This is a genomic window from Pedobacter sp. PACM 27299, from assembly GCF_001412655.1.
Classification (GTDB): Bacteria; Bacteroidota; Bacteroidia; order Sphingobacteriales; family Sphingobacteriaceae; genus Pedobacter.
Window position 1 is genome coordinate 1,028,002 of record NZ_CP012996.1, and the last position, 17,238, is coordinate 1,045,239.

Here is a 17,238-nt window from a genome sequence, read left to right on the forward strand (position 1 = left end):
TATGTTAGAATCTTTAAAAAAAATGTTTTCAGGAAATGAAGGCGAAATGCCAGTGAATACTGGTAGTAAACCTGATATTTCGAGAGAAAAATCGGCAGAACTGTATGAAAAAGCAAAAAACTATTTCCCTGGAGGGGTAAATTCTCCAGTGAGAGCTTTTAAATCAGTATATGGCACTCCTTTGTTTATTCAAAAAGGAGATGGCTGTTTCGTATGGGATGCCGATGGTAATCAATTTATAGATTTTTGCGGAAGCTGGGGTCCATTAATTTTGGGTCATAACAACGCTAAGGTGAGGGAAAAAGTAACGGAAGTGATGCAGAGTGGAATGAGCTTCGGCGCACCTACCGCATTGGAAAACGAGCTTGCAGAACTGATCATTAAAAACAACAAATTCGTAGAGAAAATCCGTTTCACAAGCTCAGGAACTGAAGCCGTTATGTCGGCGATCAGACTGGCACGTGGTTATACCGGAAAAGATAAAATCATCAAGTTTGAAGGCTGTTACCATGGTCATACCGATTCATTATTGGTAAAAGCAGGTTCAGGCCTCGTTACTTTCGGTGAAACTTCTTCTGCAGGTGTTCCTAAATCATTCGCTCAGGAAACGATTGTGATTCCTTTGAATGATACAGAAGCCATAAAAGCAGCTTTCGAGCAGTTTAAAGATGAGGTTGCTGCGGTAATTATTGAGGGTATTCCAGCAAATAACGGTTTGTTAATGCAGGATGCTGAATACATCAAATTCCTTGAGCAAATTTGTAAAGAAAATAAAGCATTATTGATTTTTGATGAGGTGATCACTGGATTCAGAATCGGTTTTGAAGGTGCTGCAGCCTATTATGGGGTGAAACCTGATATTGTTACTTATGGTAAGATTATCGGTGGTGGATTGCCAGTCGGTATGTATGGTGCTTCAGCAGAAATCATGGGTCATATTTCTCCGGATGGCGGCGTTTATCAGGCAGGTACTTTATCGGGAAATCCGGTAGCAATGGCTGCAGGTATCGCTCAATTAACGGAGTTATTGCGTTCAGGTTTTTACAAAGAGTTAAACAATAAGGCGACAGAATTTGCAGAGAGCATTCAGCGTTTTGCAACAGCCAGAAACTACAAGCTGAAAGTATTCCACGTAGGTTCTATCTTCTGGATGGCCTTTACAGATAAAGATAAAATCCAAAGCGCTGAGGATATCGATCCGGCAAGCATGGAGAAATTTAAACTGATGCACAGAGAGTTGTTGAACAGAGGCATTTACTTAGGTCCTTCAGGATATGAAGTAGGTTTTGTGTCTGCTGCACACACTAAAATTGAATTGGAGAAAGCGAAAAGAGCCATCTTCGACAGTCTTGATGTGGTTTTCAGAAATAAGTAATTATAGCGTATATTTAAATAGTATAAAACTGCTGCTTTGAAGAAATCAATTGTCATCTTTTATTTTATGTTACTGTACTCGTTGGTACAGTTGATCTCCTGGGGAGCATTGGTAGTAAGATTGGAGCCTGCCAGAATGGCTATGGTCATGGGAGAGGGATCTGTATTCCTTTTTTTACTGTGTGTAGGTGCCTACTTTTTACACCAGTCGATTAAAAAAGAAGACCGTTTAAGAGAACAGCAGCAGAACTTTTTACTTTCTGTAACGCATGAACTAAAATCGCCTTTGGCAGCCATTAAATTGTCTGTTCAAACGATCATCAAACGCGACCTTGATAAAGCCAGACAAACTTCGCTATTGAACAATTCCTTAAAGGACATTGAGCGTTTGGATGACCTGGTTGAAAATATGCTGTTGGCCACGAAAATAGAGAATGGCTCTTTATCTTTTCCGAAAGAAGAGTTTGATTTTTCAGAGCTGGTGACTAAGGTGACAGATCGCCTGCAGATCCACTCCTGTGGCTGCGAACAGGTAATTACTCTAGCAATCACACCAGGCATAAAGGTAGTTGGAGATCAGTTCTCTTTATCCTCTGTTGTGACGAATCTTATCGAGAATGCTGTCAAATATTCAGGTCCATGTGCGGAAATAGATGTCGAATTGACAGTGAAAGATGGACACCCCTTTTTAAAGGTTTCCGACAAGGGTCCAGGTATTCCAGATCAGGAAAAAATGTTGATTTTTGATAAATTTTATCGCGTTGGTAATGAGAATGTAAGAAAATCAAAAGGAACAGGATTAGGCCTGTTTATTGTTAAGGAAGTATTACAAATGCACGACGCTGATATTAGCGTTAGAGATAACGTACCGCATGGTGCTATTTTTGAAATTACATTTAGTTGATCATTATGCAACAGAAATTAAGAATATTACTGGTCGAAGATGAAGACCACTTGTTAGATGCTATAAAATTGAACCTTGAACTGGAAGGTTATAAAGTTCATGCAGTAAAAGATGGTAAGACGGCTTTAAAAGTTTTTAAAGAAGAACGTTTTAACCTGATCATTCTGGATGTAATGCTTCCTGAAATGGATGGATTCCAGGTTTGTGAAACCATCAGATTAGAAAATACAGAAGTACCTATCCTTTTCCTTACGGCGAAAAATACAAGTGAAGACCGTGTAATGGGATTGAAAAAAGGTGCTGATGATTATCTGGTTAAACCTTTCAACCTGGAAGAACTGATTCTTAGAGTAGGTATTTTGGTGAAACGCAGCATGAAAGCTGATGACCTGAAAGAAATTAACTCTTATAAAATCGGTGATAAAACCATCTACTTCAACTCTTTTGAATTGAAACAGGATGACGGTGTAATTGTTCCTTTAACCAAGAAAGAAACTATGTTGCTGAAATTACTGATCGAGCGTAAGAACGAAGCAGTATCTCGTGAGCAGATTTTAGAGACAGTTTGGAACTATGATGTTTATCCTTCGACACGTACGATTGATAACTTTATCCTGACTTTCCGTAAGTATTTCGAACCAGATCAGAAAAACCCCGTTTATTTCCATTCGATCAGAGGCGTAGGTTATAAATTCACAGATATTCATTAATGTACAATAATAAAGGCAGGTATGCCCTCATGGCACTCTTCGTGATTGCCGCGGGAGTATGCCTTTTCTACGATCAAATTCAACTGGCTGTATTGGCCGGTTTTTTCTTTGCCTTTGTGATTTGGAGCCATTTCAAGCACAGCTCGATTTTATTGGCCTCCAAGTATTTTAAAAATGGGGATTACGAAAGAACAGAAAAGATATTGGCAGAGGTGCCTAATCCGGATCGCTTAGCGCGAAACAGAAGGGGATATTACGAATTTATGCGCGCCAATATTGCGCTCAAAGAGAAGAGTATGAAGACGCCGAGCGTCATTTTCAAATTGCCAGTCGCTTTCCATTAGGTGGTAAGAATGACAAAGCTTTTGTGATGATCCACTTGGCCAATCTCGCCCTGAGGAAAAAAGATCTGGAACGTACCAGAGCCTATATTGAAAGGGCTAAGGAACTGGCTACCACGCCCAGGGCACAAGAGATCATTAGTAAAATTGAGCAAGAAGCAAATCGATTATAAAACAAACACAATATAGATGAACACGTTATTTTTAGATGCCGCATTTTCGAAGCAAACAGAACGTCCACCGGTATGGATGATGCGCCAGGCTGGCCGTTTTATGCCTGAGTACTGGGAAATCAAAAACAAATACTCTTTCCTGGAGATGTGCAAAACGCCAGAAATTGCAGCGGATGTAACGATGTTGCCAGTGGATTTACTGGGTATCGATGCTGCCATCCTTTTCTCGGATATTTTAGTAACCGGAGAAGCTATGGGCGGTGACCTGAGTTTTACTCAAGGTGTTGGGCCAAGATTCGCCAATCCTGTACGCTCTGCGAAAGATGTAGATAACTTAAATGTAGATTGCCTGGGCGAGCTGCAATATGTAGCAGATGCCATTAAAGTAATTCAGCAGCGTTTAAATGGCAGTATTCCATTAATCGGTTTCGCTGGTGCCCCATTTACAGTAATGAGCTATCTGGTTGAAGGCGGTTCTTCAAAAGATTTCAAACTGACCAAGCTGTTGATGCACAATCAACCAGAAATTGCACATCGTTTATTAGCGAAAATTGCTAAAGTAACTGCGGATTATTTAAACCTTCAGATTGCTGCTGGTGTAAACGCAATTCAGATTTTTGATAGCTGGGCGATGGCATTGTCATGGAACGATTATCAGGAGTTTTCTCACCGTTATATCCAGGAAATCATTGCAAATCTGAATAGAAAAGATATCCCTGTGATCTCTTTCTGTAAAGGCAGTTCTGTATTTGCACCGATCATGGCTCAGGCAAAACCTGATGTGATCTCTGTAGACTGGAACGCAGATTTATTAAACATTAAACAAAGCTTGCCTGCTGGTATCGCTGTTCAGGGTAACCTGGATCCGTTTATCTTATATGCAGACAAACCGGTCATCAAAAAAACAATTCTTCAGTTGTTTGAGCGTATGCGTGGTGAAAAAGGTTTTATCTTTAACCTTGGTCATGGTATCATGCCAGACATCCCATTCGATAACGTGAAATATGCAATCGAAGTAGTTAAAGAATTCAGATACTAATATATAATCTAGGCCATCTCTAAAGCTTGCTTTACAGATGGCCTTTTTAATGATCAAAAAAGAAACAAAATGGAATACTATTATTACGTACTCTCTGTGCACATCATCTTTGTGGTTAGCTGGATGGCGGGGTTGTTTTATAGTGTCCGCTTGTTTATCTACCATGTAGAGGCCGAAACCAGACCTGAACTGGAGCGCAATATCCTGCAAAGGGAATATGAGCGTATGGAAGCCAAGCTTTGGCACATCATTACCACACCAGCAATGGTACTCACTGTTGCCGCCGGAATAACGATGATCTGCCTTAATCCGGGTTTGATGTCTGTTGGCTGGTTCCATGTGAAGCTCGCCTTTGTAGTCCTTCTTTTAATTTATCATTTCATTTGTCAGCGGATCATGAATCAATTGAAACATGGCCAATGTAAAATCAGCTCCTTTCAGCTGCGTTTATGGAATGAAGTGGCCACAGTCCTGTTGGTTGCTATTGTTTTCACTGTAGTGCTTAAAAGTGCAGTAAATTGGATTTATGGACTGATTGGTCTGATCATTTTTTCTTGTGTCATCATGATGGCCGTTAAATGGTACAAATCTTACCGTAAAAAACACGACTGCTAATCCCCCGTTTTATTATTTTTCATTATTTTTCATGCTGCGTGCAACCTTTAGTTGATCATGCTCATCTTCTATATACCAAACAAACAGATGATTTTGACGCAGTATACGATAAATGAACTCATGGAAGGCTGTAAAGCCGGAAAGCGAAAGATGCAGGAAGCGCTTTATCAGCAGACTGCTTCTAAAATGCTGGTCGTTTGCATGCGTTATGCGAAAGACCGGATGGAAGCGGAGGATGTTTTGCAAATGGGCTTTATCAAGATTTTTCAAAAGATTGGGGAGTATAGAGGAGATGGGGCTTTTGAAGGTTGGATGAGAAGGGTCATGGTGAACACTGCAATTGAGAGTTATAGAAAAAATTTAAGAATGCTGAATGTCGTACCAATTGAGGATGCCTATGAGCAACCAGGTGTGGGTTTCGATTTTAGCAGACTAGGAATGCAGGATTTATTGAAAGTCATACAAAAGCTTTCTGACGGTTATAGAATGGTGTTTAACATGTACATCATAGAAGGATATTCTCATAAGGAAATCGCTGAAACATTAGGGATTTCTGAAGGAGCAAGTAAATCGCAGTTGTCGAGAGCAAGGGCGATCCTAAGAGAGGAGATTATAAAAATGGAGGGTATAGATTATGCAAGCTATGCAGGATAAAGATTTTGATCAGTTGTTCAAAGATAAATTTGAAGGGGCAGAAATGAGGCCGTCGGCAAATTTATGGAGCAATATTGAAAAAGAACTGACACCAAAGAAAAAGCGTGTTTTCCCGATTTACTGGGCAGCAGCAGCTGCTGTAGCGGTGATTGCAGTGTCGGTAGGTTTATTAGTTCCGGAAACTGAAAAGATGCAGCTGCATGGGACTGCTGCGGTGGTTACTAAAGCTGGGAATAATATGACAGCAGCTGAAAGCACTAGTACTGGTGCAATAACAGTTCCTGTTACAGATGAGGGAGATCCTACCGGATCAACAGCATCAGTTTCAACTGGATCCAGTATTTCCGTTTCAGCAATAGGAACTCCTTTAGTTCTTGCGCCCAAATTGAAGTTAAAAAACCTGGTTCAGGAAAATAATTTAGTAGCAGTGCAACGAAATGAAAAGATCAGGCGTCATCAAATAAAAGCGGTGGAGATGAATACTACTTTGAAAGAAGAAGAGCTGAAATCAATGCCAGATTTATCAACTGAAAATGTAATTGCTAATGTACCTATCCCTGATGTACAGCGAGGAGATCAGGAGCTGATAGAAACAGAAAGCAGAGAAAGAAAAGGCATTAGAAATGTAGGAGATGTGATCAATTTTGTGGTAGATAAACTAGATAAAAGAGAGAAGAAACTGATACAATTTAAAACGGATGATGACGACAACTCTTCTCTAATTGCAGTAAACATTGGCATTTTAAAATTTAATTCAAAAAGTAACAAGTAGCACACATATATAGCTCAAACCAACAATATGAAGAAATTAGTATGGACAACACTTTTGGTAAGCGGGCTTGCCGGTGTTATGGCGCAAAGCGCATTTGCACAACAGGATAGTGTGAAGAAGAAATCATCATTTGGTATAGACAATGGGCTGATCTCTATCAAAATCAACGGAAAAGACAGTACCAGCAAAGCGAAGGCCTCGAAAGGTCGCTTTATGGGAGGGATTACCCTTACTCGCCTGGATATTGGTTTCTCGAGATTGGTAGACAATGGCAGTTTCTCTTTATCAAAAGAAAATGACTTTCTGGATTATACCGGTGGAAAAACAAGCACGATTTCATTTGACGTATTGCAGTTTGGCTATCGCTTTGATCCTCATTTTAAAGTGTATATCGCCGGTGGTTTCGACTGGACGATGATTCGCCTGAAACAAAATATTACCCTGAAAAAGAACAGTCCGACTTTAGATTACGACCAGGAGTCTATAGAGTTCTCTAAAAACAGGTTGTCTAATAGCTATGTGCACATTCCTTTGAATTTTGAATTGCGTACAAAAGAAAATTCCCATGGTAAGCGTTTTTACTTTGTATTCGGACCAGAAGTAGCTTTCCTGTTAAATGGAAAAGTAAAACAGATCAGCAAAGAGAAAGGAAAAGAGAAGTTTAAGGATGACTATAATTTCGAGCCTTTCCGTTATGGTGGTACATTGCGCATCGGATATGGTGGCCTTGGTATCTTTACCAAGTATTATTTCAACGATATGTTTACAACCACAGCGCAAAAAGGACTTAAAAATATGGCATTTGGTATCACCCTAGGATTGAACTAATCAACACACACACAAATATTACTGATCCCGTAACCTTCATAGGTTGCGGGATTTTTTTTTGGCAAGACTAAATACTTTATCTTTACCACGTGAAGGAAAACATCATCAGCGTTAAGAACATCAGCAAACAGTATCAGCAGGAACAGGCTTCTGGAATTCATAATATTAGTTTCGATATTAATAAAGGAGATATTATTGCCATTATCGGCGAAAGTGGTAGTGGTAAATCGACCCTGCTGAAATGTATTTATGGTTTATTAACCATTGATGAAGGTGAAGTTCGCTACCAGGATGAAAAGGTATGGGGACCAGATGTGTTGCTGATTCCAGGGCATAAGCAAATGAAAATGGTGACTCAGGATTTTTCATTGAACATCTATGCGAAAGTTTATGACAATATCGCTTCCATGATGGCCAATACAGATGTAAATCACAAACATCAAAAAACGATGGAAATGATGGTTCACTTGCATATTGATCACCTGAAAGATAAAAAGATTACAGAATTAAGTGGTGGAGAGCAGCAAAGGGTGGCAATTGCTAAAGCTTTGGTTACAAATACTTCCGTTTTACTACTGGATGAGCCTTTTAGTCAGGTGGACGCATTGCTTAAAAATCAGCTTCGTGCAGATATTAAAAGGATTGCTGCGGAGACAGGCGTGACCGTGATTATGGTTTCTCATGACCCTGCAGACGGATTGTTCCTTGCCGACGAGTTGTTGATCATGAAAGATGGTCATTTGCTGGAACGTGGTAAACCAGAAGATATTTATCAGCATCCTAAACATATATACACCGCTAGAATGTTAGGTAATGCCGTGGTACTAAATCCGGAAGAAGCGAAAAAACTAGGATTGGAGCTGAAGGACGGACATGCCGTGTTTTATCCGGAATGGGTGGAGCTGAACAATTCCTGGAACAGCAGACGTTTTGAAGTGAAAGACGTGTATTATAAAGGATTTTATGAGGAGTTGCTGCTAGAAAGAAATGGCGTGAAAATCAGAGCCATCCAATTGAATAGGGGAGTACATAAAAAAAACGACCACGTTCAGGCGAACATTGGTCGCTTCTTGTCATTATAAACTGATCGCTTTCGATTAACTTCGATCAGTTTTTAAAATTGATTATCTTAATTTTGAAGTCACAAAAGTAACTCTTAATCCCAGGTCTCTTGTTGGTATTTGAGGTATTAAAGTTTGATCTCCGGTAGTCTGGATGTCAATGATGATTGCGCCTCTCCTTACAGTGTGGGTGTAAGTTTCACCACCATAAACAAACGGCATTGCTCTGTATTCAGGGACGTTGTTGTCAGGATAAAGCGACACAATTACTGCGTCATTATTGAATGTAACATCGTCTAGTTCCGGGAAAGGAATTGTGGCTGTTAAAGTTGTCCTATTTGAACTGGCAACCCATGCACTTGGCTTTATGACTACTTCAATCGTTTCATTCGGAAGTCCTGGATCAACGATCACTTCCTTCTTGCAAGATGCCAAACCTAGCGTGGCCGTGCAAAGTAATAATAGTAATAACTTTTTCATATAATTTGTGTGTTTGATGTTCGTATAGCAAATCTTTTGCCATAAAAATACAATTCTGTTTTTACTTATACTGTATTTAAAATGTGATACAATATATTGTATGGTAATATAGCTAAAACTCAGTTGTTGATTGAATTATAATCAGCGTTTGGTAGAATGAAAAGGAAGTCCAGAGGCCAAATTTGTGATGGCATCTGCCATACGCTGGATCCTGGTTTGAAGAACGGGAGAGTCCAGCAGCCAGGTAAAACATTCTTGTTGTTTAATTGAGGATAATTTTTGAAAAGCAGTCCATGCTGCGGGCTCGTCTTTTAAGCATTCAATAAAATCTTCATTGGCAATTTCCAGTTTAGGATCACTGTCGGGGTACAGGCACACCCTAACCCACTCTCCTTGCTCTTTCTTAATCTCTTTGCGGATGGCAGCTTTTACCGGAAGGAAAAGTGTGCCTTTTTTCATGGGCATTAAAGTCACTTTACTGACCTCATAACCGTCGATACATCCCTTTACCTTTTGCCAGCTAAAATAATTATGCTTGCCAGGCTGTATTTCAGGGAAACGAACATAAGTCCAGCCGCCCTTGCCAGGGAAGCGTTCCAGTAATAAATCCTGGTCAATTAATGGTAATTCTTCCATAATTTGATGCCGCGTCTGTACTATTAATCGCTGATGTAAAATTATAAATATTTTGGCAAACTATACGCTAACAGACTTCAATGGCATTGCGAAGAGAAATTGTTGATTAATGAAAAATGCCGCATCAAGAAGATTGATACGGCATTCTATATACTTTGGGGCAGTAAACTAGTCTTGATGCTATTGCAGCCAAGTTTTACTTAGTAATTCTTTTAAACCAGGTATTCGAATAAAGTCTGATCGTTGTTCAATTCAATGATTTCGAACTTAAACTCTCTCATTCTTTGCAATAAAGATTCGTAATCTGTTGGCTCCTGAAGCTCAATTCCGACTAATGCAGGTCCACTTTCCCGGTTTGTTTTTTTAATAAACTCAAACCTGGTAATGTCATCATGCGGACCTAAAACGTTATTCACAAAGAGTTTTAAAGCACCTGGTCGCTGAGGGAAACGTACAATGAAATAATGTTTCAATCCTTCAAAAAGTAAAGACTTTTCTTTGATCTCCTGCATTCTCTCAATATCGTTATTACCACCACTCACTACACAAACTACTGTTTTACCAATGATTTGATCTTTGATTTGCTCTAAAGAGGCTACAGCTAAAGCACCTGCAGGTTCTACAACAATAGCATCTTCATTATATAACTTCAAAATAGTAGTACAGATTTTGCCTTCAGGAATCAATAACATTTGATCCAGGAGTTCATTGCAATAAGCAAAAGTAAGGTTACCCACTCTCTTTACTGCAGCACCATCTACAAAGCGATCGATGTCTGCTAATAAAACAGGAGCACCACTATTCAGCGCTTGTTTCATGGAAGGCGCACCTTCAGGTTCCACACCAATCAGTTCAATTGCTGGTTTCAGGTTTCTCAAATAGCTACCTACTCCTGAAGCCAGACCGCCACCACCGATAGGCATGATCACCATATCCAGTTCAGGAAGGTCTTCAAAAATTTCTACACCTACTGTTCCCTGACCTTCGATCACCTTTGTATTGTCAAAAGGAGGAACAAAAGTCATCCCATGTTCTGCAGTATAAGCCAAAGCTTCTCTTAAGCAGTCGTCGAAAGTATCACCAACTAAAACAATCTGAATATGATCGCCGCCAAACATTTCTGTTTGTTTCACCTTTTGTTTAGGAGTGATTTCCGGCATAAAAATAACGCCTTTAATGTTCAGCTTTTTGCAGGAATGGGCAACACCCTGTGCATGATTTCCAGCACTGGCGCAAACCACACCCTTTGCTACCTGCTCAGGTTCAAGGGTGCTGATCATGTTGTAAGCACCCCTTAATTTGTAGGAGCGTACCAGCTGCAAATCTTCTCTTTTCAGGTAAATATTTGCCTGGTAAGTTTTAGAAAGCCCTGCATTATACTCCAAAGGGGTACGTTTTACCGTACCTTTTAATCGTTCCGCTGCCGCCAGAAAATCCAGTATCACTTCTTTTTCTACACTCATTTTTTAGATAAATTTATTCATTGCATCCAGATAAGCATTGGCCGAAGCTTTTACGATATCTGTACTAAAACCATAGCCTACATAAGACTTTCCTTCGTAAGAAACCTTCATGTTTACCTTGCTCACATCATCGCTGCCACCATGCATGGCCTGAATGGTAAATTCATTTAATAGAATATCTTTACCTACGATCGATTGAATGGCTTTAATAGTTGCGTTAACAGGTCCGTTTCCAGTGGCCATTGCTTCTTTTTCTACGCCTTCATGTTCTAATCTGATGCTGGCAGTAGGGCTTAAAGGATCACCGCAAAGTACTTGTAACAAGTTCAATTTGTAACCGTTTTTAACGGCACCTTCTTCACCGTCACTCATTAAGAAAAGAATGTCATCATCACAGATTGTTTTCTTCTCATCAGCCATGATTAAGAAACGCTCGTATACCTGATCCAGGTTTAAACGATCGATTTCATAACCTAAACGCTCTAAATGGTGTTTTAAGGCATGGCGACCGCTGCGTGCAGTCAGAATAATATCTGCTGAGTTCAAACCAACATCTTCTGGATTGATGATCTCATAGTTTTCTCTATGTTTCAAGAAACCATCCTGATGAATTCCAGAGCTGTGGGCAAAGGCATTCTGACCAATGATCGCTTTATTTGGCTGTACCGGCATGTGCATCATGCGGCTCACCATACCACTGATTTCAGTGAAATGTTTGCTGTTGATGTTAGTGGTTAAGTTCAAAGCATGGTGTGTTTTCAATACCATGGCAATTTCTTCCAATGCCGTGTTTCCAGCACGCTCACCGATACCGTTAATGGTACACTCTACCTGACGGGCACCATTGATTAAACCGGCAAGACTATTCGCAGTAGCCAAACCTAAATCATTGTGACAATGAACAGAAATGATCGCCTGGTCTATATTTTTAACGTTTTCTTTTAGGTAAAGGATTTTTGAACCGTATTGATCTGGCAAGCAGTAGCCATTCGTATCAGGAATGTTCACCACAGTAGCACCAGCAGCAATTACGGCTTCAATCATCTGCGCTAAATAAGCATTGTCTGCACGGCCAGCATCTTCTGCGAAAAACTCAATATCTTCCACAAATTGCTTCGCATATTTTACTGCTGCAACCGCTCTCTCCAGAATTTCTTCTCTTGTGCTGTTGAACTTGTATTTAATGTGCATGTCTGAAGAACCGATTCCAGTATGAATCCTTGGTCTCTTCGCGTATTGTAATGCTGCAACAGCGGAATCAATGTCTTTCCTATTGGCACGTGTCAATGCACAGATGATCGGTTCTCTTATCGCTTTTGATAAGTCTACCACGCTCTGGAAATCTCCAGGGCTTGAAATAGGGAAACCTGCTTCAATCACATCTACTCCAAGTGCTTCGAGTGCTTTTGCAATTTGAATTTTCTCTGGGCTCGACAACTGGCAGCCCGGCACTTGTTCACCATCACGTAAGGTGGTGTCAAACACATAGACTCTATTAGGATCGTGTAACATAATTCTTGGTGTTTAGTTAGATTTTGAAGTATTCTGTGAAATATATTTTAAGACCAATTGACCCATTTCTTTAGTTCCAAGAACGTGGTAAGGGCTGGTCGTATCATCGGCAATGTCATTTGTTCTGTAACCTTCTTTCAATACCTGATCTACGGCATCAATGATCACTTTTGCTTCTGCCAGCAGTCCGAAGCCAATTTCCAGCATCAGAGAAACAGATAGGATAGAAGCTAGCGGATTTGCCAGATTTTTTCCGGTGATGTCATGTGCAGAGCCATGGATGGGTTCAAAGAAACCAGTGCTTTCTCCTACAGAAGCGGAAGCTAACATCCCCATAGAACCTGCAATTTGTGAAGCCTCATCAGTTAAAATATCGCCGAATAAGTTGGCTGTTAATACGACGTCAAACTGTTTCGGATCTTTGATCAATTGCATCGCTGCATTGTCGATGAACATGTGACTTGTTTCTACTTCCGGATATTGTTTTGCAACTTGCTGTACAGTTTCTCTCCATAATCTAGAGCTTTCCAATACATTGGCTTTATCTACAGAACAAAGTTTTTTTCTACGTTTCATCGCAGCTTCAAATGCTTTGTGTGCAATTCTCTCTACCTCATAACGGTGGTAGATCATTAAGTCAGAAGCTGTGTTTTTGTCTTCAGAACGGGTTTTCTCGCCGAAATAAACATCTCCGGTAAGTTCTCTGAAGAATAGAATATCGGTTCCTTTTAATATACTAGGTTTAATGCTGGAAGCATTTAACAACTCATCAAATAATAAAATCGGGCGTAGGTTAGCATATAAGCCTAATTCCTTACGGATTTTAAGTAAGCCTTGCTCTGGACGTACTTTCAAAGAAGGATCATTGTCATATAAGGCATGGCCTACTGCACCAAAAAGGATGGCGTCGCTTTTTTGTGCTTTTTCCAGCGTTTCATCAGGTAGGGGATTACCGGTTGTTTCGATTGCAGCATGGCCCATTAGCGCCTCATCATAGCTGAATTCGTGTCCGAAATTTTTAGCAATTTCTTCTAATACCGCTTTACCCCAGGTAGTGACCTCTGGGCCAATACCATCACCAGGAATGACTAATATATTTTTTTTCATTTTCTAAATGCTTTGTAATAAGTTTTCAACGGATTTTACTGCACCGTCTTCTAATAATATTCTTTTCTCTATACAGGATGGTAATTGTGATTCAAAATGGCCAACGTAAACTAACGTGGTGCCATCTTTACATAATTCATCTACCAGTTTGTTGAAATGTTGTGTTTGCTGCTGATCTAAGCCCTGACAAGGTTCATCAAGGATCAATATTGCTGGTTTTTTAACGATCGTTCTCGCCAGTAAGGTTAAGCGCTGCTTACCCAAAGGCAATTCATTCATCAGTGTGTTTTTATAGGCCGTTAAGCCGAAATACTCCACTAATTCATCTACCTGGGAATGTTTGGTAGAGCCCGGACTGCAATACAATCCTGAACTGTCGTAAAAACCAGAGGCGATGCTTTGCCAAACGGTAGCAGAGGCATCGAAATACCAGTGCAATTCCGGTGAGATTATACCAATGCGTTCTTTGATCTCCCAAATACTTTCACCTGTTCCTCTTTTATTCCCGAAAAGATAAAAGTTGTTGGCATAAGCCTGAGGATGATCTCCACTGATTAAGCTCAATAAAGTAGATTTTCCAGAACCATTATGCCCCTGTAAGATCCATTTTTCGCCTGTTTTAACCTCCCAGTTGATGTTCTTCAATACCTGCTTGTCCCCATATCTGATGTTCACATCAATCATTTTGATGATGTGTTCAGTTGTGGTTGAAGAAGGCGATGAGCCAAAAATTGAAGTAGAAATGCTTGTGGAATCTGAAACCTTCTCTTTTTGAAGAAAAGAAGGTAAAGGTTTGATGATTTCTTCCGCTTCTTCCCTAAGAGATGGAGGGGAGGAAATCTCTTTTAACTTACCTGCTTCCAAAACTGCAAAGCGATTGATGGTTGCTGGTAATTCAGTTTCATTACCAATGATGATCAATTGTGTTCCACTTTCCGATAATTCGGTCAATAAATCGTTTAGATTAGCACGGGAAAGTTTATCTAATCCATTGTAAGGTTGATCTAAGATCAACAATTGAGGTTTCGACCATACAGCCTTCACCAATTGCAATTTCTTATGTTCTCCGCTCGATAATTGTAAAAGTGCGGAGTTTTTTAAAGCAGCAAAACCTAAAGCGGTCAACAGCTGCTCTAAAGTTTCAAATGAAAGTCCTTGATCGTTTCCAAAGCGCGTTAATTCTGCGATCACTGTAGCCGTAATTGCAGTGGCTAAACTTTGGTAACGCTGCTGATAATAGAAATTAGAAGCACCTTCAAGATCTTTAAACTGGTACCAGTTGGCTACATAATAAGCTTTTGCTGGTAATGCAGAAGAAAGATCAAAATTCAGCTGAATGTCGCCCTCAAGGCTAGGGATCAAACCTGCAATTACTTTTGCTAAAGTGGTTTTTCCGCTGCCGCTTTCGCCGCATAACAACCAATTGTCATTGCGATTTATCGTCCAGCATAAATCCTGTAATACAGGTTGCTGCTGATACTTTAAATTAAGGTTGTGAATATGGACGACGGGATTTGACATTATTTTGCTTGTTCAAATTCTTCAATTAAATGCTTTTGGTTTAAGATGAAATCGATGTCATCATAACCATTGATTAAGCAGGATTTTTTATAGGCATTGATTTCAAAACCTTCTTTGGCACCAGTATCAACGATAGTTACCGTTTGATTTTCTAAATCAACTTCCAGTGCTGCAGCATGGTCTTTTTCAACAGTGCTGAAGATTTCTGCTAAGAATGCATCTGTTACCTGGATAGGCAATAGACCATTGTTCAAAGCATTTCCTTTAAAGATGTCGGCAAAGAAACTGCTGATCACTACATCGAAACCTGCATCCTGGATCGCCCATGCGGCGTGCTCACGACTACTGCCACAGCCAAAGTTTTTTCCTGCAACCAGGATTCTTCCTTTGTATGCTGGGTTATTCATGACGAAATCAGCTTTTAAAGTCTGATCACCATTGTAACGCCAATCGCGGAATAAGTTTTCACCAAAACCTTCACGGGTCGTCGCTTTTAAGAACCTTGCCGGAATGATCTGATCCGTATCAATGTTCTCTATGTTTAAAGGCACAATTGCCGAGGTTAACTTTTCAAATTTTCTCATGATTCTTCGGATTAAGCGTGTACAGGTTCGTCTAATAAAGTTCTTACATCGGTTACCTTACCCGTAATTGCTGCTGCTGCCGCGGTTAACGGACTGGCTAAAAATGTACGGGAATCCGGACCTTGTCTGCCTTCAAAGTTTCTGTTAGAAGTAGACACACAGTATTTTCCAGCAGGGATTTTATCCTCATTCATTCCTAAACAAGCACTGCATCCTGGTTCACGCAATTGAAAACCTGCCGATTCAAAGATCTTATCCAAGCCTTCAGCAATCGCTTGTTGCTCCACTTGTTTAGAACCCGGAACAATCCATGCAATTACATTTTCTGCTTTCTGGCGACCTTTTACAAATTCTGCCACCTCACGCAAATCCTCAATTCTGGAATTGGTGCAGCTGCCGATAAATACATAATCAATCGCTTTTCCTACCAATTCAGTATCTTCCTTGATGCCCATGTAATCCAAAGCTTTCTGGAAGGAAGCTTGTTCAGAAACCGCCTGATCCCCTGTAGCAGGGATGTGTGCGGCAATGCCCATACCCATACCCGGATTTGTTCCGTAAGTAATCATAGGGCTGATGTCTGCTGCGTCAAACGTTAATACGCTATCAAACTTCGCATCAGCATCGCTATATAATGTTTTCCAGTAAGCTAAAGCTTTATCCCACTCTTCGCCTGCCGGAGCAAATTCTCTTCCTTTGATATAATCATAAGTGATCTGGTCAGGGGCAATTAAACCACCTCTGGCACCCATTTCAATACTCATATTACAGATCGTCATTCTCGCTTCCATACTCAAAGCTTCAATAGTCGACCCAGCATATTCGATAAAATAACCTGTACCACCGGCAGCAGATATCTTAGCAATAATGTATAGAATAATGTCTTTAGCAGAAACACCTTTACCTAACTCCCCGTTTACCTCGATTTTCATCGTTTTCGGGCGCTGTTGTAATAAACATTGTGTTGCAAAAACCTGCTCTACCTGTGAAGTACCGATTCCAAAAGCAATCGCACCGAAAGCACCATGTGTAGAAGTATGACTATCGCCGCAAACCATGGTTTTTCCTGGAAGCGTGATGCCCAATTCCGGACCGATCACGTGAACAATCCCTTGGAAAGGATGACCCAAACCATACAACTCGATACCGAATTCTGCACAGTTTTTAGTCAGCATATCCACCTGAAAACGCGAAAGTTCCTCTTTAATCGGCTGCAGCTGATTTAAAGTTGGAACGTTATGATCTGCGGTCGCAACAGTTTGCTGCGGGCGGAAAACAGGCAAGCCTCTTTTGCGTAAACCATCAAATGCCTGAGGTGAAGTCACTTCATGGATCAAATGGGTATCGATATATAAAATATCAGGGAAACCAGCTTCGCTTTTTACAACATGCGCATCCCAAATCTTTTCTACTAATGTTTTTGACATCTTTTATTCTTTTTAAATGGCTGAAGTCATGTAGACT

The 17,238-nt window shown here is 40.3% G+C and carries 19 protein-coding genes; 11 read left to right on the plus strand and 8 right to left on the minus strand.

The genetic code is table 11. From position 1 onward, the window contains the following. Position 1 precedes the first annotated feature (1 nt). From hemL to AQ505_RS04340, 11 genes are all read left to right on the plus strand, one after another. The gene (gene hemL / locus AQ505_RS04295; RefSeq protein ID WP_197286295.1) at positions 2-1,375 is read left to right on the plus strand and encodes a glutamate-1-semialdehyde 2,1-aminomutase; all 1,374 of its coding nucleotides are present in this window, start codon (positions 2-4) and stop codon (positions 1,373-1,375) included. Positions 1,376-1,411: 36 nt separating this feature from the next. Further along, the gene (locus tag AQ505_RS04300; protein WP_062547033.1) at positions 1,412-2,278 is read left to right on the plus strand and encodes a sensor histidine kinase; all 867 of its coding nucleotides are present in this window, start codon (positions 1,412-1,414) and stop codon (positions 2,276-2,278) included. Between the two features lie 5 nt (positions 2,279-2,283). Next, positions 2,284-2,988, plus strand: coding sequence for a response regulator transcription factor (locus AQ505_RS04305; RefSeq protein ID WP_015809248.1), 705 nt, complete (start codon positions 2,284-2,286; stop codon positions 2,986-2,988). Further along, entirely contained in the window at positions 2,988-3,332 is a 345-nt protein-coding gene (locus AQ505_RS04310) for a hypothetical protein (RefSeq protein ID WP_231635020.1), read from the plus strand. The genes AQ505_RS04305 and AQ505_RS04310 overlap by 1 nt, the downstream gene beginning before the upstream one ends. A 23-nt stretch (positions 3,333-3,355) precedes the next feature. Further along, on the plus strand, positions 3,356-3,502 hold the full coding sequence (locus AQ505_RS26795; RefSeq protein WP_231635021.1) for a hypothetical protein: 147 nt from the start codon (positions 3,356-3,358) through the stop codon (positions 3,500-3,502). A 16-nt stretch (positions 3,503-3,518) separates the two neighbouring features. Next, complete coding sequence (hemE, locus tag AQ505_RS04315; protein ID WP_062547034.1) at positions 3,519-4,541, plus strand: uroporphyrinogen decarboxylase; 1,023 nt, start codon at positions 3,519-3,521, stop codon at positions 4,539-4,541. 69 nt (positions 4,542-4,610) lie between these two features. Beyond that, a complete protein-coding gene (hemJ, locus tag AQ505_RS04320; RefSeq protein ID WP_062547035.1) occupies positions 4,611-5,156 on the plus strand; it encodes a protoporphyrinogen oxidase HemJ in 546 nt (181 codons plus the stop codon). Between the two features lie 87 nt (positions 5,157-5,243). Beyond that, positions 5,244-5,810, plus strand: coding sequence for an RNA polymerase sigma factor (locus AQ505_RS04325; RefSeq protein ID WP_062550882.1), 567 nt, complete (start codon positions 5,244-5,246; stop codon positions 5,808-5,810). Next, positions 5,791-6,582, plus strand: a complete 792-nt coding sequence (locus AQ505_RS04330; RefSeq protein WP_157262187.1) for a hypothetical protein — start codon at positions 5,791-5,793, stop codon at positions 6,580-6,582. Before AQ505_RS04325 ends, AQ505_RS04330 begins: the two co-directional genes overlap by 20 nt. Before the next feature lie 27 nt (positions 6,583-6,609). Continuing rightward, positions 6,610-7,410, plus strand: a complete 801-nt coding sequence (locus AQ505_RS04335) for an outer membrane beta-barrel protein (RefSeq protein ID WP_062547037.1) — start codon at positions 6,610-6,612, stop codon at positions 7,408-7,410. A gap of 89 nt (positions 7,411-7,499) precedes the next feature. Continuing rightward, the gene (locus AQ505_RS04340; protein ID WP_062547038.1) at positions 7,500-8,492 is read left to right on the plus strand and encodes an ABC transporter ATP-binding protein; all 993 of its coding nucleotides are present in this window, start codon (positions 7,500-7,502) and stop codon (positions 8,490-8,492) included. Positions 8,493-8,534: 42 nt separating this feature from the next. Here AQ505_RS04340 and AQ505_RS04345 read toward each other — a convergent pair whose 3' ends face one another. The 8 genes from AQ505_RS04345 to leuC form a co-directional block, all read right to left on the minus strand. Further along, positions 8,535-8,906 (minus strand): hypothetical protein, encoded by a 372-nt coding sequence (locus AQ505_RS04345; protein WP_157262189.1) that lies wholly within the window; start codon positions 8,904-8,906, stop codon positions 8,535-8,537. A 186-nt stretch (positions 8,907-9,092) separates the two neighbouring features. Then, the gene (locus AQ505_RS04350) at positions 9,093-9,587 is read right to left on the minus strand and encodes a DUF1905 domain-containing protein (RefSeq protein ID WP_062547040.1); all 495 of its coding nucleotides are present in this window, start codon (positions 9,585-9,587) and stop codon (positions 9,093-9,095) included. A 212-nt stretch (positions 9,588-9,799) separates the two neighbouring features. Continuing rightward, positions 9,800-11,050 carry a threonine ammonia-lyase IlvA gene (ilvA, locus tag AQ505_RS04355; RefSeq protein WP_062547041.1) on the minus strand — a complete coding sequence of 417 codons (1,251 nt, stop codon included), beginning with the start codon at positions 11,048-11,050 and terminating at the stop codon, positions 9,800-9,802. 3 nt (positions 11,051-11,053) lie between these two features. Further along, a complete protein-coding gene (locus AQ505_RS04360) occupies positions 11,054-12,562 on the minus strand; it encodes a 2-isopropylmalate synthase (RefSeq protein ID WP_062547042.1) in 1,509 nt (502 codons plus the stop codon). 12 nt (positions 12,563-12,574) lie between these two features. After that, the gene (gene leuB, locus AQ505_RS04365) at positions 12,575-13,669 is read right to left on the minus strand and encodes a 3-isopropylmalate dehydrogenase (protein ID WP_062547043.1); all 1,095 of its coding nucleotides are present in this window, start codon (positions 13,667-13,669) and stop codon (positions 12,575-12,577) included. Between the two features lie 3 nt (positions 13,670-13,672). Beyond that, positions 13,673-15,190, minus strand: a complete 1,518-nt coding sequence (locus AQ505_RS04370) for an ATP-binding cassette domain-containing protein (RefSeq protein WP_197286296.1) — start codon at positions 15,188-15,190, stop codon at positions 13,673-13,675. Further along, complete coding sequence (gene leuD / locus AQ505_RS04375; protein ID WP_062547045.1) at positions 15,190-15,774, minus strand: 3-isopropylmalate dehydratase small subunit; 585 nt, start codon at positions 15,772-15,774, stop codon at positions 15,190-15,192. Before leuD ends, AQ505_RS04370 begins: the two co-directional genes overlap by 1 nt. A gap of 11 nt (positions 15,775-15,785) precedes the next feature. After that, positions 15,786-17,201, minus strand: coding sequence for a 3-isopropylmalate dehydratase large subunit (gene leuC / locus AQ505_RS04380; protein WP_062547046.1), 1,416 nt, complete (start codon positions 17,199-17,201; stop codon positions 15,786-15,788). Positions 17,202-17,238: the final 37 nt, after the last annotated feature.

Coding starts and splice junctions, on each gene's coding strand:
- hemL (WP_197286295.1), top strand. CDS start 2: ATGTTAGAATCTTTAAAAAAAATGTTTTCAGGAAATGAAGGCGAAATG.
- AQ505_RS04305 (WP_015809248.1), top strand. CDS start 2,284: ATGCAACAGAAATTAAGAATATTACTGGTCGAAGATGAAGACCACTTG.
- AQ505_RS04310 (WP_231635020.1), top strand. CDS start 2,988: ATGTACAATAATAAAGGCAGGTATGCCCTCATGGCACTCTTCGTGATT.
- hemE (WP_062547034.1), top strand. CDS start 3,519: ATGAACACGTTATTTTTAGATGCCGCATTTTCGAAGCAAACAGAACGT.
- hemJ (WP_062547035.1), top strand. CDS start 4,611: ATGGAATACTATTATTACGTACTCTCTGTGCACATCATCTTTGTGGTT.
- AQ505_RS04325 (WP_062550882.1), top strand. CDS start 5,244: ATGATTTTGACGCAGTATACGATAAATGAACTCATGGAAGGCTGTAAA.
- AQ505_RS04330 (WP_157262187.1), top strand. CDS start 5,791: ATGCAAGCTATGCAGGATAAAGATTTTGATCAGTTGTTCAAAGATAAA.
- AQ505_RS04335 (WP_062547037.1), top strand. CDS start 6,610: ATGAAGAAATTAGTATGGACAACACTTTTGGTAAGCGGGCTTGCCGGT.
- AQ505_RS04350 (WP_062547040.1), bottom strand. CDS start 9,587: ATGGAAGAATTACCATTAATTGACCAGGATTTATTACTGGAACGCTTC.
- ilvA (WP_062547041.1), bottom strand. CDS start 11,050: ATGAGTGTAGAAAAAGAAGTGATACTGGATTTTCTGGCGGCAGCGGAA.
- AQ505_RS04360 (WP_062547042.1), bottom strand. CDS start 12,562: ATGTTACACGATCCTAATAGAGTCTATGTGTTTGACACCACCTTACGT.
- leuB (WP_062547043.1), bottom strand. CDS start 13,669: ATGAAAAAAAATATATTAGTCATTCCTGGTGATGGTATTGGCCCAGAG.
- AQ505_RS04370 (WP_197286296.1), bottom strand. CDS start 15,190: ATGTCAAATCCCGTCGTCCATATTCACAACCTTAATTTAAAGTATCAG.
- leuD (WP_062547045.1), bottom strand. CDS start 15,774: ATGAGAAAATTTGAAAAGTTAACCTCGGCAATTGTGCCTTTAAACATA.
- leuC (WP_062547046.1), bottom strand. CDS start 17,201: ATGTCAAAAACATTAGTAGAAAAGATTTGGGATGCGCATGTTGTAAAA.